Consider the following 23,229-nt stretch of genomic DNA (forward strand, 5'->3'; position numbering starts at 1 on the left):
CTTCGTCGTGGATCCACGACTGGCCGTCCTCGGTCGCACGCCGCCCCCGGCGCCGCTGGGCCTCGTGACCGACCTGCTCGACACCTGGTTCGGGCGCACCGCCGACGGCGTGGGGGAGGACGGTCTGCGGACACCGGCCGACCTCGCCGCCTGGTGCCGGGCCCGCGGCACGGACGTCACCGACGACGCGGTGGGGCCGGACGACCTCGATCTCGCGCGGACGGTCCGCGCCGGTCTGCGCGCGGTGCTCGCGCGGCACACCGATCCCGAGCTGGCGGTGGACGCCGAGGCCGTGGAGCGGTTCGACGACGCCGCGGCGGGGTTACGGCTGCGGGTGCGGGCCGATCCGTTCCGCCTGGAGTCCGACGAGGAGCGCGCGGTCCGGCGGGTGCTGGCCACGGTCGTCGCGGCTCCCCTGGAGGTGGACGAGCGCACGTGGGCGCGCCTCAAGGCCTGCCGCGACCCGCTGTGCCGGACGGCGTTCTACGACGGCTCTCGCAACGGCTCGGGTGTCTGGTGCTCGATGAGCGCCTGTGGCGCGGCGGCCAAGCAGCGCGCCTTCGTCGAGCGGCGGCGGGCTCAGCGGCAGGTGGAGCGGGGTTCTTCGTGAAGTGGCCCCTCGTTGTCGGGGGTCGGTTCTAGAATCGAACACATGAGCGAAGGCGTGGGTGTCGTGGAGCGCGAGGCGCTCGCGGCCGCGCGCGCCGAGGAGATCGCCGGCAACCAGGCCTACTACCGGCGCCTGGAGCGCATCGCCGAGATGGATCGTCTCGGGCTCGCTGCGGTGACCGGGGACCGCAGCACCGAGCGCCTGCTGCAGGAGAACTGGCGGTTGGACCCGGCGAAGGCCGGGCGGCTGGTCGCCGAGGCCGAGGACCTGGCTCCGCGCTTCTCGTTGCACGGTCAGCCGCTGCCGCCGCGTCTGCCGTGCACCGCGACCGTGCTGGCGTCGGGGGAGATCTCCCCGGAGCACGTGGCGATCATCCGCCGCACCATGAAGAAGATCGACAAGATGGAGCACGTCGACCCGGCCGAGGTCCCGGCCGCGGATGCCTATCTGGCGGAGAAGGCGACGCTGTTCCCGCCCGCGATCCTGCGGCGCCTCGCCGAGGCGCTGCTACGCCGGCTCGACCCGGACGGTGCGGCGCCGGATGAGGACGCGGACCTGTTCGACGACCTGAAGATGACCTCGGGTCCGGACGGCACGTTGGAGATGCGGATCCGGATCCACGACGCGGTCGACGCCGAGATGATCCGCGAAGGGATCGGGGTGCTGGCCACCCCGACCGGCGCCGATGACCACCGTCCGTTGGGCAACCGGCAGGCGTGCGCATTCAAAGAGGTGTTCGCCGACGCCCTCGGACCCCACGGGCTGGTCACCGACACCCGCCACCACGAGACCGACAACGAGACCGGGCCCGAGCCCGACGCCGACACCGCCGACGGCACCGCTGAGGACGCGCCGCTCGAGGACGCGCTGATCCCCGAGCCCCGCCGCCCCGAGCCCGCGGCACCGGCAGCCCCGGCACCGGAGACCACCCGCGGGCCGGGGCGGGCGCTATTGACGATCACGATGGACCACCGCTGGCTGCAGCTCGCGATCGGGCACGGCACGCTGGACTCCGGGGCGCTGTCCGACCCGGCCACCGTCCGACGGTGGGCCTGCGACGCCGACATCGTCCCCCTGGTCCTCGGGTCGAAGTCCGAGCCGCTCGACATCGGGCGCCGCTCCCGGCTCATCCCCGACGCGATACGCCGGGCGCTCAACTACCGCGACGGCGGCTGCGCCTTCCCCGGCTGCACACGCCGACCCCGCCGCTGCCACGCCCACCACATCGACCTCTGGGCCGACGGCGGCCCCACCTGCCTCGACAACCTCACGTTGCTCTGCCGACATCACCACCAGGTCATCCACCACGGGCACTGGACCATCGACATGATCGACGGCCTCCCGTGGTTCACCCCGCCGCCGTGGATCGACCCCGACCGACAACCCAGACCCGGCGGACGATCCGCCATGATCACGGCGTGATCGGTGCCCCCAGCAGCTCCCGGCACGGCCCGAGGCCGTCGACCTCGGCCGTCCAGGCGGGGCGCCGCCACGTCTCCGGCGTGAGTCGGCTGCGCAGCAGCACCGCCGCGCGGCCGCGCCGGACGTGGTGCTCGACGCCGTCGGGCGCGTAGCCGAGGTGCTCCGACACCCGACGGGAGGCGACGTTGTCGGCGAAGGCGCTCGTCCGGGCCGCGCGGGCACCGAGGTGGTCGAACGCGAGACCGATGACGGCGTGGCGCATCTCGGTGCCGAGGCCTCGGCCCTGCACCGAGCGGGTCAGCCACGAGCCGCTGCGGACCTCGCCGAGGACGCCGAAGTCGGTCGCGGCGAGCGTCTGCATCCCGACGACCCGGCCGGCCTCACGGACGAGGAAGTTCACCGACCAGCGGGTCGGCACGATCTCCGCACGGCAGCGCCACGCGTACTGCAGGATGCCCCGCGCGAAGCCCGGATCGCCGGCGTCGTCGGTCCACGGCTCGAGGAACGGCATCTCGTCGGCCGGGTGCACCCCGTCGATCGCGCGGTCGGCGAGCGCGGCGAGCCCGGCGTCGTCGTCGGGCCGCAGCTCGAGCCGTGGGGTGCGCACGACGAGCTCCGCGAGGGGCCAGTGCCGGACGGGATCGGCCGGATCGGTCGTGACCATCCTGTCCATCCTGACCGTCGGGTGGACACGGGTGTGGCTTTCTCGCGCGAGGTCTGGCATCACGGGGACTCGTGCCTGATCACGCGTGGCCCGGCGAGGTCGTCCGCGACGCCCTCGGTCTCGTGCTCGGACCCGACGAGGGGGCGGTGCCGGTCGAGGACGTGGTCGGGCTCGCCCTGCGCCGCAATCCGCGGCGCGCCCACCTGCCGGTGTCCCGGGTGCTCGGCAAGCATCTCCCCACCGAACCACGGCGGATGCGCGCGGCGGCCGACGACCTCGCCGACACGATCCGGCGATGTCTCGCGGAGACCGCGACCCCGGCGGGCGGCGGGCCCCTCGTGCTCGGGTACGCCGAGAACGCCACGGCTCTCGCCCACCTCGTCGCCGAGGGGCTGGACGCCGACCACGTCGTGCACACCACGCGTCGGGTCGTCCCCGGCGCGTCCGTGCTCGTCGCCCTCGACGAGCAGCACAGCCACGCGCCACAGCACGTGCTCGTGCCCGACGACCCGGGGCGCTGGACCCCCGACCGGCCGCTGGTCCTCGTCGACGACGAGCTGACCACGGGCCGGACCGCCGCGACGACCCTGCGCGCCCTGCACCGCCTGCTCCCGCGCCGGCGCTACCTCGTCGCCACCCTGGCCGACCTGCGCGCGCACTCCGACGACGCCGTCGAGCGGGTGGCCCACGACCTCGGCGTGCGGATCGACGTCGTCGCCTCCGCCCGGTCGCGGCTCGACCCACCGGCCGACGTCCTCGACCGCGCCGCCCACCTGCTCCGGGCCTGGGAGGACGCCACCGCCCGGCCCGAGGGGCGGGCCGAGACGGTGACCGTCCACCTCCCGCTCGACGGGGCGCCCGAGGGCGCCCGGCACGGGCTCGACCGCGACGGACGAGCGGCGCTGGAACGCGCGGTCCCCGGAGCGGCCGCGAGCCTGGCCGACGCCCTCGGCCCCCGCCCGGGCCGCGTGCTGGTCCTGGGCTGCGAGGAGCTCCTCTACCTGCCCCTGCGCCTGGCCGAGACCCTGGCGGCGGGCGGCGCGGACGTCCACCTCGCCGCGACCACCCGCTCCCCGCTCGTGGCCCGCGACGTCGCCGGCTACCCGGTGCGGTCGGGCCTCGCGTTCGCCGCGCACGACGTCGCGCTCGGACACGCCCCGGAGCGCTACGTCTACGGGCTCGGGGCCCCCGGCCACGGGCACTACGACACCGTCGTCCTCGTGATCGACGCCGCCGCCCGGACGCCGGCGCTGCGTCGGCCGAACGGCCTGCTGTCGCGGCTGGGCGCGGTCACGACGCGCATCGTCGAGGCCGTGGTGCCGTGTCGGGGACCTGGGCCGGGGGACCGCGCACGGCCACCGCGCGCCGCGGCCCGGAGTTCGGCTCCTTCGCCCGCGACGAGGTGGCCTGGCTGCTCAGCGACCTGTCGGCCATCGCCCTCGAGACGCCGACGGCCGAGCGGGAGGCGGCGCTCGGCAGCGGCCGGCACTACTCGGAGAGCCTGCCGCAGGAGCCCGCGCCCGCCCCGGACTACGAGCGGGTGGTCGTCCGGGCGCTCGAGCGGTCGGCCGCGCCGGTGGCCGGGGCCGTCGGTGTTCTCGCCGACCGCGTGCTCGCCCTGCGCGGACGTGACGCGGTGCTGGTGTCGCTGGCACGGGCGGGCACGCCGGTCGGGGTGCTGGTGCGCCGGTGGGCCGCGCGGGTCCGGGGGTGGTGCTGCCGCATTACGCGATGAGCGTGCTGCGCGGCCGGGGGCTCGACCGCGCGGCCCTCGACGCCCTGGTCGCGGCGCACGACCCGGGAGCGCTCGTGTTCGTCGACGCCTGGACGGGCGCGGGCGGCATCGTCGACGACGTGGCCGCCGACCTCGCCCGCTACGCCCGGGAGACCGGCGTCGTCGTCGACCCGACGGTCGCGGTGCTCGCCGACCCCGCCCACCGGGCCACGCTGTACGGCTCGCGCGAGGATCTCCTGGTGCCGCAGGCCTGCCTCAACGCCACGGTCGGCGGCCTCGTCTCGCGTACGGTCGACCGCCCGGACCTGCTGCCGCCCGGCAGCTACCAGGGCGCCAAGTCCTACCCCGGGCTCGCCGGCGTCGACCGGACCGCGACCTTCCTCGACGCCGTCAGCGCGCACTTCCCGACGGGTCGGCCCTCGGCCGCGGCCCTGCCGTCCGACCCGGGGAACACCGCCCGGGGACCCCGGTACCTGGCCGCGCTCGCCGCCGACCTCGGGCTGACCGACCCGCGCCGGCTCCGTCCCGGCATCGGCGAGACGACCCGGGCGCTGCTGCGGCGCGACCCCGGCGCGGTCCACCTCGCTCCGGACGCCGGGCCGGACCTCGACCCCGTGCGCCACCTGTGCGCCGAGCGCGGCGTGCCGATCCGTCCCCTGCCCGACCCGGTCGCCGGCCTCCGCTCGCCCTACCGCTGTGTGGGCGTCCTGCGGCCGTGGCACGCAGGGTGAGCACGCTCGTCGCCACCGACCTCGACCGCACCCTCGTGCACTCGGCCCGTGCGGCCGGGCCGGACGTGCCGGGCGACGTCCTGTGCCTCGAGCGCCGGCGGGGCGTGCCGACCGCGATGCTCACGCGCCGGACCGCGGCGACACTGGCCGAGCTCGCCCGAAGCACGACGTGGGTCCCCGCCACCACGCGCTCGGTCGCCGAGTTCCGGCGCCTCGGGCTCGGGCCGGGGATCGGGGGCACCCCGCGGTATGCGGTGTGCGCGAGCGGTGGCGTCCTGCTGGTCGACGGGGCACCCGACCCGGCCTGGGAGGCGCGGGTCCGGGACCTGCTCGCCGACGGTGCGCCGGTCGCCGAGGCCGCCGACCTGGTCACCCGCCACCTCGCGCGCCTCGACCCCGCGACGAGGGGGCCCGTGCGCGACGCCGACGGCGTCCTGCTCGTCGCCCGCGTCGCCGACCCGGCGGCGGACTGGCTCGACCAGCTCGCGGCGGACTGCGACGCCTGCGGGTGGCGGGTCGCGACGCACGGCGCGAAGGTCCACCTCCTGCCGGCGCGACTGGACAAGAGCGTCGCGGTGGCCGAGGTCCGGGAGCGGGTGGCCGCCACGCGGCTGCTCGCCGCCGGGGACTCGCCCCTCGACGCGGACCTGCTCCTCGCCTCCGACGCCGGCATCCAGCCTGCCGACGGGGCCCTGCACGCCGCCGGCTGGCGCGCCGCGCACGTGGCCGTGACGCGCGGCGTCGGCCTGGCGGCGGGGGAGGAGATCGCCGCCTGGCTCCTGGCGCGGGCCGCCCAGATGTGACCGAGCGTGACCTCAGGCGAAGTGCGTGCGCGGCCGCTCCCGGGCGACGCCGTCGACGCTGACGTCGACGCGCTCGTCGTAGAACGCGACGAGGCCCGCGATGCGGGCGACGCCGGCCGCGGGGTGGTCGTAGGACCAGGCGAGGTCGTCATAGCGCCCGGCGGGCGTGCGCACCGACCAGTACCGGCTGGTCACGCCCTTGTACGGGCAGGCGGTCGAGGTCGGCGAGGGCTCGAGACGGGTCATGTCCACGGCCATCGGGTCGAGGTAGGCGCGGGTCGGCAGCCCGGTCTCGAAGAGCAGGACCGGCGCGTCCGACTCGGCGAGCAGGACGCCGTCGAGCTCCACCCGCACCCGGCGCCGGGAGCGCAGCGCGTCGACGCGCGCGTACGGGTTGCGCGGGTGGACGTGGACCTCCTCGTCCTCCTCGAACCACGCGTCGAACGCCGGCCAGGTCAGGGCGATCAACCCCTCGATCTCCCGGTGCTCGGGGTCCGCCGCGAGCGCCGCAGGGGTGACGTCCGCGGCCGGCACGAGCCATCGCGGGTACCAGGGGTGCTCCCAGTAGTAGCGCGCCTCGAGGGTGTCGACGACGACCTGCCCGTCCAGCCGGGCCCGCACCCGTCGCGGGCACGGCTCGACGTGGCCGACCTCCACCGCCGGGCCGGGGTAGCCGGTCACCGCCGCACCGCCAGGCTGGTCCCCGGGAAGCGCGCCTCCACGATCCCGCCGGGTGCCAGCGGGACCGCGCGGGTCAGTCCGCCCGTGATCACCAGATCGCCCTCCTCCAGCGCCTCGCCGCGCGCGGCGAGCCGGCCCTCCAGCCAGGCCACCGCGGCGTGGGGGTGGCCCATCGCGGCGTCCCCGCGGCCGGTCGCCTCGAGCGTCCCGTCCCGCCACAGCTCGACGGTGAGCTCGGCGAGGTCGCCCTCGAGAGCGTCCCCGACGACGACCCCGGCGGCCGAGGAGCCGTCGGCGGTGTTGGCCTCGAGGGTGAAACGGTAGTCGCGCCAGACGGAGTCGACGACCTCGAGCACCGCCCGTGCCCCGGCCGGGCGGCCGTCGGCACCGATGACGATCCCGATCTCGGGCTCCACGCGCGGCTGGACGAGGCCGGGCGGCACCACCGACCCGGGCGGGATCACCATCGTGTCCAGGAGCGGGCCGAGGTTGGGGGAGTCCACGCCCATCTGCTCGCGCATCACCGACGACGTGTAGCCGAGCTTCCACCCGATCCGCCGCGCGCCGCGGCCCTCCCGGAGGCTCGTCAGCGCGCGCTGGACCGCGTAGGCGGCCGGGACGTCGAGCTCGTCGGGGGACGGGGCGTCGAGCAACGCACCGGTCCGGTGGGCGTCGTCGAGCCACGCCGCCCACCCGGGGACGTCCACGGCCCGCCCGGGATCGGAGTGTGGCGCCATCGGCCGATCATCGCACCGGTGCGGGAGGCCGTGCGGCCAGCGCGGCCAGGTCGTCCGCCGCCACCGACACCGGCGGCAGGGCGAGCATCGCGCGCTGGGCCCGGCGGACCTCGGCGCGGATCGCGCCGTCGCCGAGCACCGAGCGGACCGTCGCGGCCACGGCCCCGGGGTCCGGCGCGCTGCGACGCCCCAGCCCGAGCGCCTCAGCCCGGTCGGCGTTGGCCTCCTGATCGCCGAACTGCGGCAGCACGACCATCGGGACGCCGTGGCGCACGGCCTCGCGGATGCTGTTGTAGCCGCCGTGGGTCAGCAGGAGGTCCGCACACGACAGCAGCAGCGGCTGGGGCACCCAGTCCAGCAGGTGCACGTGGCCCGCGGGCGGGGCGCCGTCGGCGACGGGCAGACCGCCGGTCGCCACCACGGCCTCGCAGTCGATCGCCGCGAGGCCGTCGACGATCGTGCGCAGCGCTCCCGACGGGTCGACCGGGGAGCTCCCGGCGGGCGCCCCCGCCGGACCGGGCCTCGCCGGGACGTGCCCCCGCCATCATCGGCAGCGCCGTCCCGATCGCCGCGAGCACCAGCGGCCGGCCCGCCGGCAGGTCCCCGATCCACGCCGGCAGGACGTCGCCACGCGCGACCTCGTCGTCCTGGCGGTACGACCACGCCGGGCCCACGCCGTCGGCGGCGAACGACCACGCGGGCGGCAGGCAGTCGAGCCGGCCGTACCGGTGCAGCGCCGCGCCGGTCCGCAGGGGCTCCAGGCCGAGCTCGCGGCTGCGGGCGACGAGCGCCGCATCGAGGGCGACGGGACGCAGCTGCTGACCCCCGCCGGACGGCGCCGCGACGTGGGGGATGCCGCGCTCCTCGGCCAGGAGCATGCCGGCGAGCTCGGTGCCGTCGCGCAGCACGAGGTCGGGGGCGAACCGCTCCGCGACGGGGCGCAGGAGCCGCACGGTGTCGCTCACGTGGGCGCCCCCGAACAGCAGGGGCGCGATCACGCCGATGTCCCGCGGGCCCTCGAGGTCCGCCAGCTGGGGCCCGAGCGTCGCGACGGTGGCGGCCATCGGCGGCATCACGGGGTCGACGCGCAGCCCGGCCGACGTGAACACCCCGGCGAGCTCCTCCGGGCACGCGACGAGCACGTCGTGCCCGGCCTCGGCCAGGGCCCGCGCGAACGGCAGCACGGCCCGCGCGTGGGACGGCGATCCGGTGACGGTCGCGAGGAACCTCGGCGCGCGGTCGGGTGAACCCACGATCAGGAGACGCTAGGCGTCCCCGTGCCGGGACGCCCGTCGACGAGCAACGGCCCCTCACCCGCCCCTCACCCGCCCGGGCGACGATCTCCGGTCGTGCACGGCCGATCGTGAGAGGCTTCCCCGGTGAGCACCCCGGGCCGACGCTCCGGCCCGGACGAGGGGCGGTCCTCGGGTCTGGACGACGAGGCCGACCGCTGGCTCATCGGCAAGGTCCGGGCCGGCGACCGGCACGCCTACGAGGAGCTCGTCCGGCGGCACCGCGACCGGATCTACCGGATCGCCCTGCGCATGCTCGGCAGCGCCGCCGACGCCGACGACGTCGCGCAGGACGTCGTCATCCAGCTCTGGACGGCCCTGTCGGGCTTCACCGGTGGTGCCGCCTTCACCACCTGGCTCTACCGCGTCGTCGTCAACCGCTGCCTGAACCACCGCCGTGGGCAGCGGCCCCACCAGGAGCTCCCGGATGCCGACCACGCCGCCGACCATCCCTCGGTGCCGGGCCCCGAGCGACAGGTCCTGGCCGGTGAGGAGCTGCAGGCCGGGCTCCGGGCGATCGCCGCCCTGCCCGACGACCAGCGCGTGCCGCTCGTGCTGGTCCAGCTCGAGGGACTGTCCTACCGGGAGGCCGCGACGGTGACGAAGACGACCGAGGCCACCGTCCGGGGGCGGCTCGCCCGTGCCCGCGCGACGCTGATGTCCGAGATGAAGGACTGGACATGACCCAGGAGCGCACCCCCACCGGTGCCCCGATGCCGGCCTCGGGCCGCCTGCCCTGCGGACGGGACACCGACGCCCTCGTCGAGCAGGTCGCCGACGGCGCCGGCGACCGGCGCGACGCCCACCAGCAGACCTGCCCGCACTGCCAGGCGGCGCTCGCCGAGTTCGAGCGGCTCTGGGCCCCGGTGCGCGCGGTGTCCGACCACCGCCCGCGGGCTCCCGAGGGCCTGCTCGACGAGGCGTTGCGCAGCATCCGCGGCGTGGCCGCCGACCCCGAGTTCGGCCGCATCGAGAGCGACCGCGGCCGGACGCGGGTCAGCGCGCGGGTGGTCGTGGCCCTGGCGCGCCACCTCGCCTCCCGGGTGCCGGGGGTGCGCGTGGCGCTGAGCCGCCTCGTCGCCGCAGGCGAGGGCCCGGAGACGAGCGTGATCGACGGCCCCGGGCCGGAGGTGACGGCGGGCGTCGTCGGCGGCTCCACGGTCGTCGCGATCACCCTCGCCGCCGACTACGGGCAGGACCTCGAGGCGCTCGGGACGCGCATCCGGACCGTCGTGGCCGACGGCATCCGCGCCGTGACCGGCCTCGAGCCCGTCGCGGTGCAGGTGCACGTCGACGACGTGCTGCTCTAACCCGGCGCGCCCGCACCCGGGTTGTGGCAGCGGTCGCCGACCGGGCCGAGCACCGGCTTCACGTCCACCACCGGCGTGCCGTCGATCGCCTCCAGGTCGGACACCCGCAGCACGTCCCCGTCGACCGCGAGGACGCGGACGTGGTGCAGGCCGAGGGGGTTGGGGCGGTCGGGGGAGCGGGTGGCGAACACCCCGGTCTCGGGGAGCGAGAGGTCGCCGCGCGGGTGCACGGCGAGCACGTCCCTGTCGGCGCGGTCGAGCCAGGTGATCAGCAGGATCTCCTGGCCGACGACGAGGTCGCGGAGCGCCGGGACGAGGTCGGGCGCGAACCGCACGACGGCCTCGGGGCCGCCCTCGTCGCCCTGGCACGGGGCCTCGCGGCGGTCGGTGAGGGTCGAGGAGATCCGGCCGAGCACGCGCAGGACGGGGGCCGTCCCGTCCTGGTCCACAGGGTCACCGCTCACCCGAGCACCGTAGGCCGGACGGCCCGCGATCCGTACCCTGCGCAGGTGCCCCGCGTGACCTCACCCCGCGCCGAGGCGACGGCCGCGACGCGGGCGGGGCTGGTCGAGGCGGCCACCGAGCTCTTCGCCGTCCGGGGCTTCGCCGAGACGTCGATCGACGACGTCGCCGCCGTGGCCGGCATGACCAAGGGCGCGGTCTACCACCACTTCGCGGGCAAGGCGGCGCTCTTCGAGGCCGTGTTCTCGGCCCAGGAGGCGGCGGTGCACGAGCGCCTGGGCGCGGCCCTCGACGGCGCGCCCGACCAGCTCACCGGCGCCCGCGCCGCGCTCACGACGTTCCTCGAGGCCTGCACCGAGCCGACGTACGGGCCGATCGTCTTCCGCGACGGGCCGCTGGCGCTCGGGTGGCAGCGGTGGCAGGAGTGCGAGCGGGACTACGCCTACGCGCTCATCGCGCGGGTGCTCGACGGGCTCGCGCGCGAGGGTCACCTGGCCCGCGCGCCGGGGGCGTCCTATCCGGCGGTCGTGCTCGGGATGCTCTCCAGCGCCGGCCAGCTGCTCGGCCAGGCGCCGCCCGAGCAGCACGCGGCGTTGCGCGAGGAGCTGCTCGGCTTCTTCGACCAGGTGCTGGCCGGGCTGACCGCCCGACCCTGATCAGCGCCTAGGGATGCGGCTCGCGCTCCTGGCGCAGGGCCACCGTCGTCCCCGCCGCCGTGTGCCGGATCGCGACGCTGTCGACGCTGCGGTGCATGAGCACGAAGCCGCGCCCCCGGGTCGCGTGTGATCCCGGGTCCGCGGGCACGGACCCCTCCGACCAGTGCCCGTTGTCGGTGACCCGGACGTTCACCGCGTCGGCCTCGGCCCACAGCGTCAGCTCGACGGTGCCCTCGGCGTCCTCGGGGTAGGCGTGCTCGACGGCGTTCTCCACGGCCTCCGACACCGCGGTCAGGACCCGTTCCCGGGCCTCCTGCTCCAGGTCCAGTCCGGCCAGCCAGTCCCGTGCCTCGTGGCGCATCCGCTGTGCCTCGTCGGCCCGCGCGGGATGGACCACCCGCGCGAACTCCACCGCGTCCGTCATTGCTCGTCCCCCGCCCGAGTCGTCCCCTGCGAACCGCAGGCAACCGTTCGATCACCACGTGTCATCGCGGCTCGGCATGCCCACGGTGATGGGTCGATCACTCCGAGGTCGACCGTCGATCTCGCGAGCGGTGTGTGCCGCGCGATCGGCGGGTGAACGGTCGCCAACGCCCGGCTCCGGGGCGCCGACCGGGTGAAACACACACTCGGCATCCGGCCGAACGGATCTCGCGCATCCGGGCTCAGGGCTTCAGGAGGGCGTCCGAGATGATCTTCCGCTGGATCTCCGAGGTGCCCTCGAAGATGGTCGTGAGGCGCGCGTCGCGCCAGTAGCGCTCGACGGAGTGCTCGGTGGTGTAGCCGTTGCCGCCGAAGATCTGCAGGGCGTCGCTCGTGACGCGTTCCGCGGTCTCGGAGGCGAACAGCTTGGCCGACGACGCGGCGACGTCACCGCCGGGTGCGCCCTCGTCGAGCAGCCACGCGGCCTGCCACCACAGCGTCCGAGCGGCGTCGACGGCCGCGGCCATGTCGGCGAGCTTGTGCCGCAGCGCCTGCTGATCGGCGATCGGGTGACCGAACTGCTCGCGGCGGCGGCTGTAGGCCACGGCGTCCTCGAGGGCGCCGCGCGCCAGCCCCACGGCCCGGGCCGCGGTCTGCACGCGCGCGGTGCCCAGCCACCGCAGGCTGTCCTTGAAGCCCTGGCCCTCGTCCTGACCGGTGTCCTGGAGCGCGTCGGCCGGCAGGCGCAGGCCGTCGAGCTGCAGCTCCCAGGTCGTCAGGCCGAAGTAGCCGATCTTGTCGATGGGCGTGCCGGTCACGCCGTCGGGGAAGCTCCCGCGCTCCTTGGGCACGAGGAAGAGCTCGAGGCCGTCGGAGCGGCTCTCGCCCTCGCGCGGCGGGCGGGTGCGGGCGAGCAGGTGCAGGAAGTCCGCCGACAGGGCGTGGCCCACCCACCGCTTCGTGCCGTCGACGACCCAGCCGTCACCGTCGTGGCGCGCGGTGCACTCCACACCCGCGAGGTCCGACCCCGCGTGGGGCTCGGAGAAGGCGATCGCCCCGATGTAGCGGCCGGCGGCGCTGGCGCGCAGCAGCTCGGCGCGGCGCTCGGGATCGGGTGAGGCGCAGCCGGTGCCGTTGCCGCGGGCGATGATGCTGCCGACGCTCATCCAGGCGCGGGCGAGCTCCTCGGACACCAGGCAGTACTCGACCACCCCGAGCCCCAGCCCGCCGTGCTCGGCGTCGACGAGGATCCCGAAGAACCCCAGCTCGCCCATCCGGTCGAGCAGCGACTGCGGGATGTCCTCGCGGCGCGGGTCGAGCTCGTCGGCGACCGGCAGGACCTCCTCCATCGCGAACGCGCGCGCGGTGTCCTGCAGGGCGCGGCGCTCCGGGGTGAGCAGCGGGGCCGCCAGGGGCGCCTCGGTGCGCACCTCGTCGAGCCCCCGGCGCTTCCAGGTCGGGCTCTGTCCCTCGCTCACGCGCCCGCTCCGGTCGCATCCACGCAGAGCGTCCAGAGCGCGGCCCGGGCCTGCGGGCTCTCCCCACCGCGGGGCAGGTAGTGCGTCGGACGGGGAGCGCGGTCGTGCCAGAACACCCCGGTGCTGTGTCCGGGCTCGGCGGCCGCCTGCAGCCACACGACGGTGTCGGCGCCCTGCGCCTCGGTGCGCAGCAGGGGACCGGTGACGCGGTGGAAGCCGGGCATGGAGCTCGCGACTCCGGGGGTGTCGGCCCAGCCCGGGTGCATGCTGTGCACGACCGTGCCGTCACCGGCCAGGTCGTCGGCGAGCAGCTCGGCGAGCACCACCTGCATCCGCTTGGTGCGGGCGTAGGCCGCCCCGCCCGAGTACGTGCCCTGGCGGAACTCGGGGTCGTCGACGTGCAGGGCCGCGGTGTACATGCCGCCGGAGGAGACGAACACGACCCGCGACGGGGCGGTGGGGCTCGCGCCGGCGCGCAGCACGGGGCGCAGCTCGCGGGTGAGCAGGAACGGCCCGAGCACGTGCGTGGCGAGCGCCGTCTCGTGGCCCTCGGCGGTCTCGGTGCGCTCGGGGGGCATGACGCCGGCGTTGTGGACGAGGCCGTGCACCGCGGCCTCGCGGTCGCGCACCTCCGCCGCGTAGCGCCGGACGTCGGCCAGGGAGGACACGTCGCAGGTGGCGACGTCGACGGCGGCGCCGGGGTGGTCGGCACGCACCGCGGCGGCCGTCTCCTCGCCCCGCTCGGGGTTCCGCACCACCATCTCCACGCGCGCGCCGAGGGCGACGAGTTCGCGGACGGTGGCCGCGCCCAGGCCGCCGCCGGCTCCGGTCACGAGGATCGTGCGCCCCGAGAGGCACCCGGCCGGCAGCGTCGACCAGCCCGCCCGCCGCACGGTGTACCCCAGTCGGGAGTAACCGGGCACCACCAATCGGTCCAGCGCGGCGTCGACGAGGCGGGGGAGCTGCACGACGCGCAGGTTACGCAGGTGGGCCGTGCCCGGCCCGGGAGGTCACGAACCTCTCAGGGGGGACAGACCGTCCCCGCCTGGGGCAGGACGCCGTCGCGCAGGTAGCCGCCGACGGCGTCGCGGATGCAGGGCGTCGCCGGGTAGGCGCCGTGCCCGGCGCCGAGCCAGGTGACCAGCGTGGCCGAGCCCAGCTGCGTCGTGACCCGCTCCGAGCCCGCGAGCGGGGTCACCGGGTCGCCGCGGGTGCCGACGACCAGCGACGGCGGGCCGGCCGCGGGGCCCACCTCGGGCGCCTCGGTGGGCACCGGCCACGACCCGCACAGCAGGGCGTCGTGGGCGAAGTACGCCCCGAACAGCGGGTCGGCGGCGCGGGCCCGTTCGGCGTCTCCTGCGACCTGGTCGGGCGTCGGGCGCTCCACGGTGTCGTTGCAGGTCAGCAGCACATCGGCGTCGAAGCCGCCACCGTCGACCTCGATCGGCGCGAGCAGGCCGAGGATCCCCGCCGGGTCGCCCTGGCCCGCCGCCGCGATCGCCGTCGCGAGCCCGGACCACCGCGCCGGCTCCGCGAGGCCGGTGACCAGCGCCCGCGTGACCGTGCCGTCGGTGACGCGCCGGCCGTCCGCGCCGGTCAGGGCGCCGCGCGCACGTTCGCGAGAATGCCGGCCACGACGCTCGCAGGGTCCGGACCGAGCGGGCAGTCCGGGCGCGCGGAGCAGTCGGAGGCGAAGGCGGTGAGCGCCTCGCGGGCGGCGGCGGCGCGCTCGCGGGCGCGCTGGGAGAACGTCGTCGTGGGGTCGGCGACGCCGTCGAGCACCGTGCGGCCCACCGACGCCGGGTACCGGCGCGCCCAGGTGGCGAGGACGCCCGCGCCGTCGCCGACCCCGACGACGTGGAGCCGGTCGACCCCGAGCGTGATCCGGACCTCCTCGAGGTCCTCGGCGTCGACGCCCGTGCGGTAGTCGGTCAGCGCGTTCTCGAGCACCTGGGTGCAGGTGCGCGCGGCGGTGGTCGCGGCCTCGCGCAGCGGGGCGAGGGACACCGGGTCGGCGGCGAGCGGGTCGGCGTCGACGAGGGCCTCGCGCGTGCTGGGCGTGATGCAGTCGACCGGCTCGGAGTTGCCGGTGCCGCGCAGGTCCACCCCGTAGAACGCGGTCCCCGCGAGCATCGGGGCGGGCGCGGTCGCGGCGAGCCGCACGGCCCGTTCGGAGCCGGTCGGCCCGCCGGCGTCCCCGACCACCGCGACCGGGACCGGCCCGCCCGGCGGCACGGGGCCGACCGTCACCTGGAGCACCCCGACCTCGGCGCGCGACGAGCCCCGCCGCGGCCGCCGCCGACGGGCACGCTCTGGCACCCGAAGCGCAGGTCCCGCCCGCCGAGGGCGGCGGCGCCCATCGAGGTCCGGATCTCGGAGGTGCAGTCGGTGAACCCGGCGGGCGCCGCGGGCGCCGGCAGCAGCGGGGGAGCAGGGACGGCGGCGGCCCGGGCAGCGCGGTCTCCGGCGCGGGCACCGGCGTCATCGTGTCGTCCACCCGGGTGGCCACGGGCGGGCGCTGCGACGGCCCCACCGCGCACGCCCCGAGCAGCAGGGCGGCACCGAGGACCACGAGGACGACCTTGGGCACGACCTCGGGCACGAGGCCGACGGCAGCCCGGGTCGTCGGACGGGGCACGCGGCGCTCCTCGCGATCTGATCTCTGAGCGGACCCCGGGAGTCTGACTCCCGGGGGCGGTGCCCGGTGTGAGGGGGCGGCCTGCGCGGCATGATGCCCTCGTGGACCTGCCCGTCATGCCGCCCGTGTCCCCGATGCTGGCCAAGGCCGTGGCGGAGATCCCCGCCGGGCAGCGGTACGAACCGAAATGGGACGGCTTCCGGTCGGTGATCTTCCGCGACGGCGACGAGGTCGAGATCGGCAGCCGCAACGAGAAGCCGATGACGCGCTATTTCCCGGAGCTCGTCGAGGCGTTCACCGCCGCCTTGCCGCCGCGCTGCGTCATCGACGGCGAGATCGTCGTCGTCGACGCCGAGGGGACCGGGCTCGACTTCGAGGCGCTGCTGCAGCGGGTGCACCCCGCCGCGTCGAGGGTGCGCAGGCTGGCCGTCGAGACCCCGGCGCACTTCGTCGCGTTCGACCTGCTCGCGCTCGGCGACGACGACCTCACGGGGCGGCCCTTCACCGAGCGCCGCGAGCGCCTGGCGGAGGTCGTCGGCGGGCTCGAGCGCCCCGACGTGCACCTCACGCCGATGACCGAGGACGTCGACACCGCCCGCGACTGGTTCGAGCGCTTCGAGGGCGCGGGGCTGGACGGCCTGATCGCGAAGAAGGCCGACCTGACCTACCAGCCCGACAAGCGGGTCATGAGCAAGATCAAGCACGAGCGCACCGCCGACTGCGTCGTCGCGGGCTACCGGGTGCACAAGTCGGGGCCCGACGCCGTCGGCTCGCTGCTGCTCGGGCTGCACACCGAGGACGGGTCGCTGCAGAGCATCGGCGTGATCGGGGCCTTCCCCATGGCGAAGCGCCGCGAGCTCTTCGCCGAGCTCCAGCCGCTCGTGACGTCCTTCGAGGGCCACCCGTGGGCGTGGGCCGCGCAGGAGGAGGGCACGCGCACCCCGCGCGAGGCCGAGCACAGCCGGTGGAACGCGCAGAAGGACCTGTCCTTCGTGCCGCTGCGCCCCGAGCGCGTGGTGGAGGTCAAATACGACCACATGGAGGGCGTCCGCTTCCGGCACACCGCGCAGTTCAAGCGCTGGCGCCCCGACCGCGACCCGGCGTCGTGCACCTTCGAGCAGCTCGAGCGCCCGGTGCGGTTCGACCTCGCGGAGGTGTTGATCGCTCGCTGAGCTACTGCACCCGCGCCGGCGTCGGCGCCGAGGTGGCGTCGAGCTCGAGGCGCACGGCCGTGGGCAGGGCGGACACCGCGAAGGCTTCGCGGGCCCGGGCGAGCACCCGGCCGTCGAGGTCGGCCCACACGTCGCGGACGTCGGTGCCCTCGACGAGCGTGAGGGACAGGCGCAGCGCCGGCTTCTGCGGCGTGCCGACGAGGCGGGCGCGGGCGCGGCTCACGCCGTCGATGAGCTCGGCGTCGTGACGGACGGCGTCGCAGATCGCGGCGTGCTCGACGGTGAGGCGCTCACCCGGCAGCTCGGAGAGCGAGACGTCCGGACGCGGCTCGGGCCGCAGCGAGCGCAGCGTCCACCACAGGCCGATCAGGAAGAGCACGACGCCGATGCCGATGGCGATCCACCGGGCGGCGGTGGCGTGCGCGGACGCCCACTCGACGATCATCGGGTCGATCACCGGGCGCTGGGCGCGGAAGCTCCCGAACACCCCGTAGCCGACCAGCAGGGCGAGCACCGACGCGGCGACGAGGACGAGGCCGAGGACGGTGGTCAGGGTGCGGTCGCCACCGGCGGAGCGGGCGACGGCGGCACGCGAGCGGCGGCTCACTTGACCCCCTTGGTGGTGGTGACCGACACCGCGACGCGCGGGCGCCGGGCGAGCGGCAGGCGGGCCAGCGTCGTCTCGACGAGCTCGCGCACGGTGTCGCGCACCTCGGCGGCGGGGTCGAGGGTGGCGGCCTTGACGGTGACCTTCTTCGCCGACGCGACGACCGACGCCGAGACGACCTCGTCGTGGGCCCGCACCTCGTGGCCGACGGCCCGGGCGATCGAGCGCGGCGACGTCGTCACCGTGACCTCGGGGACGGGGTCGGCGAGGAACACGTCGTGGCGGCGGGCGACGAGCCCGAGGATCAGCACGAACAGGCCGATCACGCCGACGACGATCGCGGCGGCGCGGACGCCGCCCGACTGCCAGGTCAGGCCCTCGGCGGCGGCCTGCCACGTCGGCCACGGCACGATCAGGGGGCTGGAGGTCGGCGAGACCCACAGCGTCACCGTCTCGACCACCACCGCCAGGCCGACGACGGCCAGCAGGAGGCCGAGCAGCGGCGCGAGCACGCGCAGGAGCAGGCGCACTTCTCACTCCGTCCGGGAGGTCGGGGTCCGGGGGGTCGCCCGGGCGGCGGGGTCGGTGAGGGCGGAGACGCCGATGTCCAGCGTGCGGACGCGGTAGGGCGTGAGGGCCTGCACGCGCTCGCGGACGTGGTCGCGCACCGCGGCGGCGCTGTCGGTGATGCGGGCCGGGTAGGCGAGCGGCACCTCCAGGCGCAGGTCGACCTGCTCGCCGTACCCGGACACCTTGGCGCTCGTGCCGGACTCGCCGAGGTCCAGCCCGGCCAGGCGGCGCTGGGTGCGCACGGTGCCTGCGGTGTGGTCCGCGGCGTACTCCGCGATCTTGCGGACGACGGAGAGCGCGACGTCGAGGCGCCCGCGCTCCGCGGCCTCCTCGTCGTCCGCGAGGGCGACAGCGGCGGCCGGTGCCGGGTCCGTGCCCCGCGTCGTCTCGGTGAGGGGCACCGTCCCGGCGCGCGACACCGGGGTGGTCGGGGCGTCACCAGGCGCCCGGTCCGGGGCCGCCGGACCGTCGGTCGGGGTGCTCATCGGTCGCGGCCGCGCCCGACGAACTGGTTGACGTCGAGCTCGCCGTCGAGCACGCGGCCCACGACGAAGCCCAGGACCCCGAGCACGAGGGCGATGAAGAAGCCCTGCAGGCCGCCGGCGGCGGCCGCCACGCCCAGGATGAGGCCGACGAACATGCCGGCACGGGTGGCGCTCATGACCACTACCTCCACGGTGTGCGCCGCCCCGCGCTGCGCGGGGCGGGAAAGCTCTAGAGCACGCGGGCGGACCCGCGGCGGGGGTCGTACCGGCGCGCGAGGCGCCGGCCCATCCGCCCGAGGCGGGCGAGCCGGCGGTCGGACACGACGACGATCGGCGCGTCGAAGCGGGGGTCGCCGTCCCCGCCCGGCGCCTGCCGCAGCCTCGCGCGGAACGCGGCGAGGCCCGCGCGGAAGGCGGCCGGATCACCGCCGACGTCGGGGTGGTGCGTGCGCACGAAGGCGCGCAGCTCCGCCCGGACGTCGACGGACGACGCGGCGTTCATTCCGGCAGCTCCATGTCGGTGACGATCACGTCGACCCGCCGGGACCCGTGGGCCCGGGCGACGATGCGACGCAGCTCGGCCGCCGTCTTCTCCACCGGGGCGCCGTAGTGCAGGACCACGGCGATCCGGTCGGGCTCGTCGCCCTCGCCCAGCACGATGCCGGGGAGGCGACGTCCGGGCAGGTAGCTCGCCACCGTCCCGTACGGACCGCCCGAGAGGGCCGCGACGCCCGGGTGGGCGAGCAGCTCCTCGGCGATCCGTTCGGGCAGCGGCCCGAGACCGGGTGCCTCGGGGGTGCCCGGGGCGACGGCGGTACCGCTCGGGTGGGCGGAGCGCCGGGGGTCGGGAGTGCTCACTCGACGCGGGTGCTGGGCTGCGACTGCGCCTGCTGCCCCTGGTCGTCGTCGCTGTCGTCGCCCGGCATGTGGATGTCGTTGACGGCGATGTTGACCTCGATGACCTCGAGGCCCGTCATCTGCTCGACGGCGGCGATGACGTTGCGGCGCACCGCGCGGGCCAGCTCGACGATGCCGGCGCCGTACTCCACGACGATGTCGAGGTCGATCGCGGCCTGCTTCTCGCCGACCTCGACCTGCACGCCGGCGGCCTGCGAGGTGCCGCTGCCGCCGGGGATGCGCTCGCGGATCGCGCCGAAGGCGCGGGAGACCCCGCCGCCCATCGAGTAGACGCCGGAGACGTCGCGCGCGGCGATGCCGGAGATCTTCTGGACCACGCCGGAGGCGATGGTGGTCTTGCCCTGCCCCGTGTCGTCGGCGAGACGGGCCGGGGTGCTTCCGGTCCCGGTCCGACCGCTCGACACGGCTGCGGCCTCGGAGCCGGTGGCGGTGCTGGGGCTCTGCGTCATGGTGGGGCGCTCCCTGGTGCGCGTCGCTGGGGATCTCTGGAGGGATCTCCGAGGAGATCTCTACGGACCGGAGGACCCGATCGTCTGCCGATCCGATACCCGTGGGACCCACCAGCGGCCGGGTCGTCATGGATCGTCACCCGAAAGAACCACAAAGGTGACCGGCGTCTCCTACGGCCGGGCACCGCCGACCTGGTAGCGCAGGAGCAGCCCGTCGTCGTGGGCGACGACCGAGGCGAGGTGCAGCGGCCGGGGACCACCCGATCCGGCGCCGGCGACGATGCGCCCGGCGGCCCCGCCCTCGAGCTGCGGCGCGAGGCTCAGGCAGAGCTCGTCGACGCGGCCCGCGTCCAGCAGCGCGCCGAACAGCGCCGGGCCGCCCTCGCACAGCACGCGGGTCAGACCCCGGTCGGCGAGGGCGCCGACCACCGCGTCGGCGGTGGAGCCCGGATCGCCACCGACGTCGACCACCTCGGCCCCCGCACCGGCCAGGGCGCTGCGCACGATGTCGGGCGTGGCGCCGGTGAGGAGCACGAGGGGGGCGACGGCGGTGTCGGTGAACAGGGGTGAGGCCGGGTCGAGGTCCCCGCGGGTGGTGACGACGGCGATCGGCGGCACCGGCGACTGCCCGCGCGCCCGCCGCCGGGCCTCGCGCCCGGGGGAGGTGCGCGCGCCGCGGTAGCCCTCGGCGCGCACGCTGCCCGCGCCGACCAGGATCACGTCGGCGAGCTCGCGCAGGAGGCCGAAGACCGTCCGGTCCCCGGGCGCCTCGAGTCCGGAGGAGACGCCCTCGACGGCGACGGCCCCGTCCGCACTGGCGACGAAGTTGACGCGCAGCACGCCCTCGGGGTGGGCGTAGAGCTCGGCGAGGCCGTCGCGGTCCAGCTCCCTCTCCGGCGCGGCCCGGGGGCTCGTGCCCTCCAGGGGCCAGACCAGCCTCACTGGGCCTTCTGCCTCAGCTCGTCGATCGCCCGCGAGGCCTCCGACTTGTTCAGTCCCTTCGGCGGCTCCTCGCCCGCCTGCTGGGCCAGGGTCTCGAGGTAGCTGGCCTGGGGTCCGGTCATGGGCTCGTCGCCGGTCACCCAGTCGGTGGTGGGGCGCTCCTGGCGCGAGAGGTCGGGCTGCCCGTCCCCGTCCCCGCCGTTGCCGTCGCCGCCGGAGGGGGTCACCGAGCCCTGCAGCCGCTCGATCTCGTCGGACGCCTGCGCCTTGGTCAGCCCGGTCGGCGGCTCCTCGCCGGCCTGGTGGGCGAGCGTCTCGAGGTAACTGGCCTGGGGTCCGGTCATCGGCTCGTCGCCGGTGACCCAGTTCGCGTTGTCCTTCTCGGCGGAGGAGGTGGTGGACGGGTCGGTGCCCTGCTGCTTGACCTCGTGCGGGTCGGTCACGGAACTCTCCTCGGTGGACGTGACATCATCGAACACGCGTTCGACCGACATCGGATACCCCGTCGCGACACGCGAACACCTCCGCCCCGTGCCCATTAGGGTCCGGATCATGACCGGCCCTGCCGAACGGGACGAGCTGCGCCCGGTGTTCTCCCGCCCCGCCGAGCTCGCCGGTCAACCGCGCGACCGACTGGGCGACGACGAGATCCTGCCCGCCACCGCGTACCAGATCGTCCACGACGAGACGATGCTCGACGGCAACGCCCGTCTGAACCTGGCGACGTTCGTGGGCACGTGGATGGACGACCACGCCGGGCGGCTCTACGCCGAGTCCGCCGACAAGAACATGATCGACAAGGACGAGTACCCGAGCACCGCCGCCATCGAGGAGCGGTGCTGGCGGATCCTCGCCGACCTCTGGCAGGCGCCGTCGCCAGAGGAGGCGATCGGGACCTCGACCACCGGGTCGTCCGAGGCCTGCATGCTCGGCGGCCTCGCGTTCAAGCGGCGCTGGCAGCACGCGCGCCGGGCGGCCGGCGCGTCGACGGAACGCCCCAACCTGGTGATGAGCTCGGCGGTCCAGGTGTGCTGGGAGAAGTTCTGCAACTACTTCGACGTCGAGCCCCGCTACGTCCCGATCACCGACGAGCGCCCCGTGCTCGACGGCCACGACCTCGCGTCCCACGTCGACGAGAACACCATCGGCGTCGTCGCGATCATGGGCGTCACCTACACCGGCATGTACGAGCCGGTGGAGCAGATCGCCGCGGCGCTCGACCGCATCCAGGCCGACACCGGCCTCGACGTCCCGATCCACATCGACGGGGCGTCCGGCGCGATGGTCGCGCCCTTCCTGCAGCCCGAGCTGCGGTGGGACTTCCGGCTCGAGCGCGTGCACTCGATCAGCACCTCGGGCCACAAGTACGGCCTCGTCTACCCGGGGGTCGGCTGGGTGGTCTGGCGCGAGCGCCGGTGGCTGCCCGAGGACCTCGTCTTCGACGTCAGCTACCTCGGCGGGAGCATGCCGACCTTCGCGCTGAACTTCTCGCGCCCCGGCGCGCAGGTGCTGCTGCAGTACTACCAGTTCCTGCGTCTCGGCCGGGCCGGGTTCACCGAGGTCCAGCGCGGCTCGCAGGCCGTCGCCCGCCACCTCGCCGCCGGTATCGCCTCGATCGGGGCGTTCGAGCTGTGGAACGACGGCTCCGACATCCCGGTGTTCGCGTGGCGGCTGAAGCCCGGCCACACGGACAGGTGGACGCTGCACCACCTCTCCGACCGGCTGCGGATGCGGGGCTGGCTGGTGCCGGCCTACCCGCTGCCCGACGCCCTGTCCGACCGCACGGTGCAGCGGATCGTGGTCCGCAACGGCCTGTCCGGCGACCTCGCCGACCGCCTGCTGGACGACATCACCAGCGCCACCGCCTACCTCGACCGGCTCTCGTCGCCCATGCCCGCGGAGGGTCAGCAGCCCTCGTTCCACCACTGATCCCGGCCCGGATCGGTGCCGGATCCGGCCCTGATCAGGCCCGACGCGCCCGGCATCGGGTGTCCCCCGGACGGGGGCAGCGTCGTACCGCTCGGTAACGCCCCTTGGCGTCCCGGTGTGTCGCCCGGCAGACTGACCGGCGTGTCGGGATCGATCACGAGGGCAGCGGGTTCAGGGGGTCACCAGGCCTCGCTGGGCTCACCGCGCTCTCCGGGCGACGTCGCCGCGGCCGGGATGCCCGGCCGCGACCCCTACGGCGCCACGGACAGGCGTTCCAGACGCTGAACCGCGTCACGGGGCGGCCGACGACGCAGCGTCGTAGACGCTGTGACGACGCCGTGACGACGGGTTGCCGCCACGTGGCGATGAGCACTCTTTCGGAGGCGTCCACCCCGTGCGCTGCGGCGGCGGCGGAGGTTAACGTCAGGTTGCCCCTCCGGTCGTCCACCGCCGACCGGTGCGCCGGGCTGTCTCCGGGGTGAGCGTCACGCTCCCCGCCCCACTGTCTACCCCGC

28 protein-coding genes and 3 pseudogenes are annotated in these 23,229 nt (G+C 75.7%); 11 read left to right on the top strand and 20 right to left on the bottom strand.

The annotated features are described in order from the left end of the window. Nucleotides 1-7 precede the first annotated feature (7 nt). Complete coding sequence (locus tag ACQPYN_RS12290) at nucleotides 8-610, top strand: CGNR zinc finger domain-containing protein (RefSeq protein ID WP_433037161.1); 603 nt, start codon at nucleotides 8-10, stop codon at nucleotides 608-610. A gap of 42 nt (nucleotides 611-652) precedes the next feature. Continuing rightward, the gene (locus ACQPYN_RS12295) at nucleotides 653-2,032 is read left to right on the top strand and encodes a DUF222 domain-containing protein (protein WP_433037163.1); all 1,380 of its coding nucleotides are present in this window, start codon (nucleotides 653-655) and stop codon (nucleotides 2,030-2,032) included. Here ACQPYN_RS12295 and ACQPYN_RS12300 read toward each other — a convergent pair. Beyond that, on the bottom strand, nucleotides 2,022-2,696 hold the full coding sequence (locus tag ACQPYN_RS12300; protein WP_433037165.1) for a GNAT family N-acetyltransferase: 675 nt from the start codon (nucleotides 2,694-2,696) through the stop codon (nucleotides 2,022-2,024). The two genes, ACQPYN_RS12295 and ACQPYN_RS12300, sit on opposite strands and share 11 nt — an antisense overlap. A 218-nt stretch (nucleotides 2,697-2,914) precedes the next feature. On the opposite strand from ACQPYN_RS12300, the pseudogene ACQPYN_RS12305 reads away from it, so the two are divergent. From ACQPYN_RS12305 to ACQPYN_RS12320, 4 genes and pseudogenes are all read left to right on the top strand, one after another. Next, nucleotides 2,915-3,910: pseudogene (locus tag ACQPYN_RS12305) on the top strand (phosphoribosyltransferase domain-containing protein); the annotation flags it as partial. 188 nt (nucleotides 3,911-4,098) lie between these two features. Continuing rightward, a pseudogene (locus ACQPYN_RS12310) lies at nucleotides 4,099-4,763 on the top strand (cysteine protease StiP domain-containing protein); the annotation flags it as partial. A gap of 141 nt (nucleotides 4,764-4,904) precedes the next feature. Next, complete coding sequence (locus tag ACQPYN_RS12315) at nucleotides 4,905-5,162, top strand: RNA-binding protein (RefSeq protein WP_433038855.1); 258 nt, start codon at nucleotides 4,905-4,907, stop codon at nucleotides 5,160-5,162. After that, nucleotides 5,147-5,965 carry an HAD family hydrolase gene (locus tag ACQPYN_RS12320; RefSeq protein ID WP_433037167.1) on the top strand — a complete coding sequence of 273 codons (819 nt, stop codon included), beginning with the start codon at nucleotides 5,147-5,149 and terminating at the stop codon, nucleotides 5,963-5,965. The genes ACQPYN_RS12315 and ACQPYN_RS12320 overlap by 16 nt, the downstream gene beginning before the upstream one ends. 12 nt (nucleotides 5,966-5,977) lie before the next feature. Here ACQPYN_RS12320 and ACQPYN_RS12325 read toward each other — a convergent pair whose 3' ends face one another. The 4 genes and pseudogenes from ACQPYN_RS12325 to ACQPYN_RS12340 all read right to left on the bottom strand — a co-directional run. Next, nucleotides 5,978-6,646 carry a DUF427 domain-containing protein gene (locus ACQPYN_RS12325; RefSeq protein ID WP_433037169.1) on the bottom strand — a complete coding sequence of 223 codons (669 nt, stop codon included), beginning with the start codon at nucleotides 6,644-6,646 and terminating at the stop codon, nucleotides 5,978-5,980. Further along, on the bottom strand, nucleotides 6,643-7,383 hold the full coding sequence (locus ACQPYN_RS12330; protein WP_433037171.1) for a 2-keto-4-pentenoate hydratase: 741 nt from the start codon (nucleotides 7,381-7,383) through the stop codon (nucleotides 6,643-6,645). The genes ACQPYN_RS12325 and ACQPYN_RS12330 overlap by 4 nt, the downstream gene beginning before the upstream one ends. Nucleotides 7,384-7,390: 7 nt before the next feature. After that, nucleotides 7,391-7,804 (bottom strand): glycosyltransferase, encoded by a 414-nt coding sequence (locus ACQPYN_RS12335; protein ID WP_433037173.1) that lies wholly within the window; start codon nucleotides 7,802-7,804, stop codon nucleotides 7,391-7,393. Nucleotides 7,805-8,129: 325 nt separating this feature from the next. After that, nucleotides 8,130-8,636: pseudogene (locus tag ACQPYN_RS12340) on the bottom strand (glycosyltransferase); the annotation flags it as partial. Between the two features lie 126 nt (nucleotides 8,637-8,762). On the opposite strand from ACQPYN_RS12340, the gene ACQPYN_RS12345 reads away from it, so the two are divergent. Then, nucleotides 8,763-9,359, top strand: a complete 597-nt coding sequence (locus tag ACQPYN_RS12345) for an RNA polymerase sigma factor (protein ID WP_433037175.1) — start codon at nucleotides 8,763-8,765, stop codon at nucleotides 9,357-9,359. After that, nucleotides 9,356-9,985, top strand: a complete 630-nt coding sequence (locus ACQPYN_RS12350) for an Asp23/Gls24 family envelope stress response protein (RefSeq protein ID WP_433037177.1) — start codon at nucleotides 9,356-9,358, stop codon at nucleotides 9,983-9,985. The genes ACQPYN_RS12345 and ACQPYN_RS12350 overlap by 4 nt, the downstream gene beginning before the upstream one ends. Here ACQPYN_RS12350 and tsaA read toward each other — a convergent pair. Continuing rightward, on the bottom strand, nucleotides 9,982-10,449 hold the full coding sequence (gene tsaA / locus ACQPYN_RS12355) for a tRNA (N6-threonylcarbamoyladenosine(37)-N6)-methyltransferase TrmO (protein WP_433037179.1): 468 nt from the start codon (nucleotides 10,447-10,449) through the stop codon (nucleotides 9,982-9,984). The genes ACQPYN_RS12350 and tsaA overlap by 4 nt on opposite strands. A gap of 54 nt (nucleotides 10,450-10,503) precedes the next feature. Here tsaA and ACQPYN_RS12360 point away from each other — a divergent pair, with 54 nt between their 5' ends. Then, on the top strand, nucleotides 10,504-11,103 hold the full coding sequence (locus ACQPYN_RS12360) for a TetR/AcrR family transcriptional regulator (RefSeq protein ID WP_433037181.1): 600 nt from the start codon (nucleotides 10,504-10,506) through the stop codon (nucleotides 11,101-11,103). Between the two features lie 7 nt (nucleotides 11,104-11,110). Here ACQPYN_RS12360 and ACQPYN_RS12365 read toward each other — a convergent pair whose 3' ends face one another. From ACQPYN_RS12365 to ACQPYN_RS12385, 5 genes are all read right to left on the bottom strand, one after another. Beyond that, nucleotides 11,111-11,527 (bottom strand): ATP-binding protein, encoded by a 417-nt coding sequence (locus ACQPYN_RS12365; protein WP_433037183.1) that lies wholly within the window; start codon nucleotides 11,525-11,527, stop codon nucleotides 11,111-11,113. 241 nt (nucleotides 11,528-11,768) lie between these two features. Further along, entirely contained in the window at nucleotides 11,769-13,004 is a 1,236-nt protein-coding gene (locus ACQPYN_RS12370; RefSeq protein ID WP_433037185.1) for an acyl-CoA dehydrogenase family protein, read from the bottom strand. Next, nucleotides 13,001-13,972: an SDR family NAD(P)-dependent oxidoreductase gene (locus tag ACQPYN_RS12375; RefSeq protein ID WP_433037187.1), complete on the bottom strand. Its 972-nt coding sequence runs from the start codon at nucleotides 13,970-13,972 to the stop codon at nucleotides 13,001-13,003. Before ACQPYN_RS12375 ends, ACQPYN_RS12370 begins: the two co-directional genes overlap by 4 nt. A gap of 53 nt (nucleotides 13,973-14,025) precedes the next feature. Continuing rightward, on the bottom strand, nucleotides 14,026-14,391 hold the full coding sequence (locus ACQPYN_RS12380) for an alpha/beta hydrolase (RefSeq protein ID WP_433037189.1): 366 nt from the start codon (nucleotides 14,389-14,391) through the stop codon (nucleotides 14,026-14,028). Nucleotides 14,392-14,600: 209 nt separating this feature from the next. Beyond that, a complete protein-coding gene (locus tag ACQPYN_RS12385) occupies nucleotides 14,601-15,254 on the bottom strand; it encodes an alpha/beta fold hydrolase (RefSeq protein ID WP_433037191.1) in 654 nt (217 codons plus the stop codon). A 489-nt stretch (nucleotides 15,255-15,743) separates the two neighbouring features. Between ACQPYN_RS12385 and ACQPYN_RS12390 the strand changes: the two genes are divergently transcribed. Further along, entirely contained in the window at nucleotides 15,744-16,814 is a 1,071-nt protein-coding gene (locus tag ACQPYN_RS12390; RefSeq protein WP_433037193.1) for an ATP-dependent DNA ligase, read from the top strand. Between the two features lies 1 nt (nucleotide 16,815). Here the strand turns inward: ACQPYN_RS12390 and ACQPYN_RS12395 are convergent, their stop codons facing one another. The 9 genes from ACQPYN_RS12395 to ACQPYN_RS12435 all read right to left on the bottom strand — a co-directional run bounded on the left by ACQPYN_RS12395 (nucleotide 16,816) and on the right by ACQPYN_RS12435 (nucleotide 21,228). Beyond that, complete coding sequence (locus ACQPYN_RS12395; protein ID WP_433037195.1) at nucleotides 16,816-17,421, bottom strand: alkaline shock response membrane anchor protein AmaP; 606 nt, start codon at nucleotides 17,419-17,421, stop codon at nucleotides 16,816-16,818. After that, nucleotides 17,418-17,951: a DUF6286 domain-containing protein gene (locus ACQPYN_RS12400; RefSeq protein WP_433037197.1), complete on the bottom strand. Its 534-nt coding sequence runs from the start codon at nucleotides 17,949-17,951 to the stop codon at nucleotides 17,418-17,420. Before ACQPYN_RS12400 ends, ACQPYN_RS12395 begins: the two co-directional genes overlap by 4 nt. 3 nt (nucleotides 17,952-17,954) lie before the next feature. Then, a complete protein-coding gene (locus tag ACQPYN_RS12405; protein ID WP_433037199.1) occupies nucleotides 17,955-18,476 on the bottom strand; it encodes an Asp23/Gls24 family envelope stress response protein in 522 nt (173 codons plus the stop codon). Continuing rightward, nucleotides 18,473-18,652 carry a hypothetical protein gene (locus ACQPYN_RS12410; RefSeq protein WP_274197018.1) on the bottom strand — a complete coding sequence of 60 codons (180 nt, stop codon included), beginning with the start codon at nucleotides 18,650-18,652 and terminating at the stop codon, nucleotides 18,473-18,475. The genes ACQPYN_RS12405 and ACQPYN_RS12410 overlap by 4 nt, the downstream gene beginning before the upstream one ends. A gap of 53 nt (nucleotides 18,653-18,705) precedes the next feature. Beyond that, a complete protein-coding gene (locus tag ACQPYN_RS12415; RefSeq protein ID WP_433037201.1) occupies nucleotides 18,706-18,978 on the bottom strand; it encodes a hypothetical protein in 273 nt (90 codons plus the stop codon). Next, nucleotides 18,975-19,334, bottom strand: coding sequence for a hypothetical protein (locus tag ACQPYN_RS12420; protein WP_433037203.1), 360 nt, complete (start codon nucleotides 19,332-19,334; stop codon nucleotides 18,975-18,977). Before ACQPYN_RS12420 ends, ACQPYN_RS12415 begins: the two co-directional genes overlap by 4 nt. Continuing rightward, entirely contained in the window at nucleotides 19,331-19,843 is a 513-nt protein-coding gene (locus tag ACQPYN_RS12425; protein WP_433037205.1) for an Asp23/Gls24 family envelope stress response protein, read from the bottom strand. Before ACQPYN_RS12425 ends, ACQPYN_RS12420 begins: the two co-directional genes overlap by 4 nt. Before the next feature lie 171 nt (nucleotides 19,844-20,014). Then, complete coding sequence (locus tag ACQPYN_RS12430) at nucleotides 20,015-20,785, bottom strand: pyrimidine reductase family protein (RefSeq protein ID WP_433037207.1); 771 nt, start codon at nucleotides 20,783-20,785, stop codon at nucleotides 20,015-20,017. After that, on the bottom strand, nucleotides 20,782-21,228 hold the full coding sequence (locus ACQPYN_RS12435; protein WP_433037209.1) for a DUF3072 domain-containing protein: 447 nt from the start codon (nucleotides 21,226-21,228) through the stop codon (nucleotides 20,782-20,784). The genes ACQPYN_RS12430 and ACQPYN_RS12435 overlap by 4 nt, the downstream gene beginning before the upstream one ends. Before the next feature lie 109 nt (nucleotides 21,229-21,337). Here ACQPYN_RS12435 and ACQPYN_RS12440 point away from each other — a divergent pair, with 109 nt between their 5' ends. Beyond that, nucleotides 21,338-22,714 carry a glutamate decarboxylase gene (locus tag ACQPYN_RS12440; protein WP_433037211.1) on the top strand — a complete coding sequence of 459 codons (1,377 nt, stop codon included), beginning with the start codon at nucleotides 21,338-21,340 and terminating at the stop codon, nucleotides 22,712-22,714. The last annotated feature ends 515 nt before the right edge of the window (nucleotides 22,715-23,229 follow it).

This window comes from Actinomycetospora sp. CA-053990, from assembly GCF_050948445.1.
GTDB lineage: Bacteria > Actinomycetota > Actinomycetes > Mycobacteriales > Pseudonocardiaceae > Actinomycetospora > Actinomycetospora callitridis.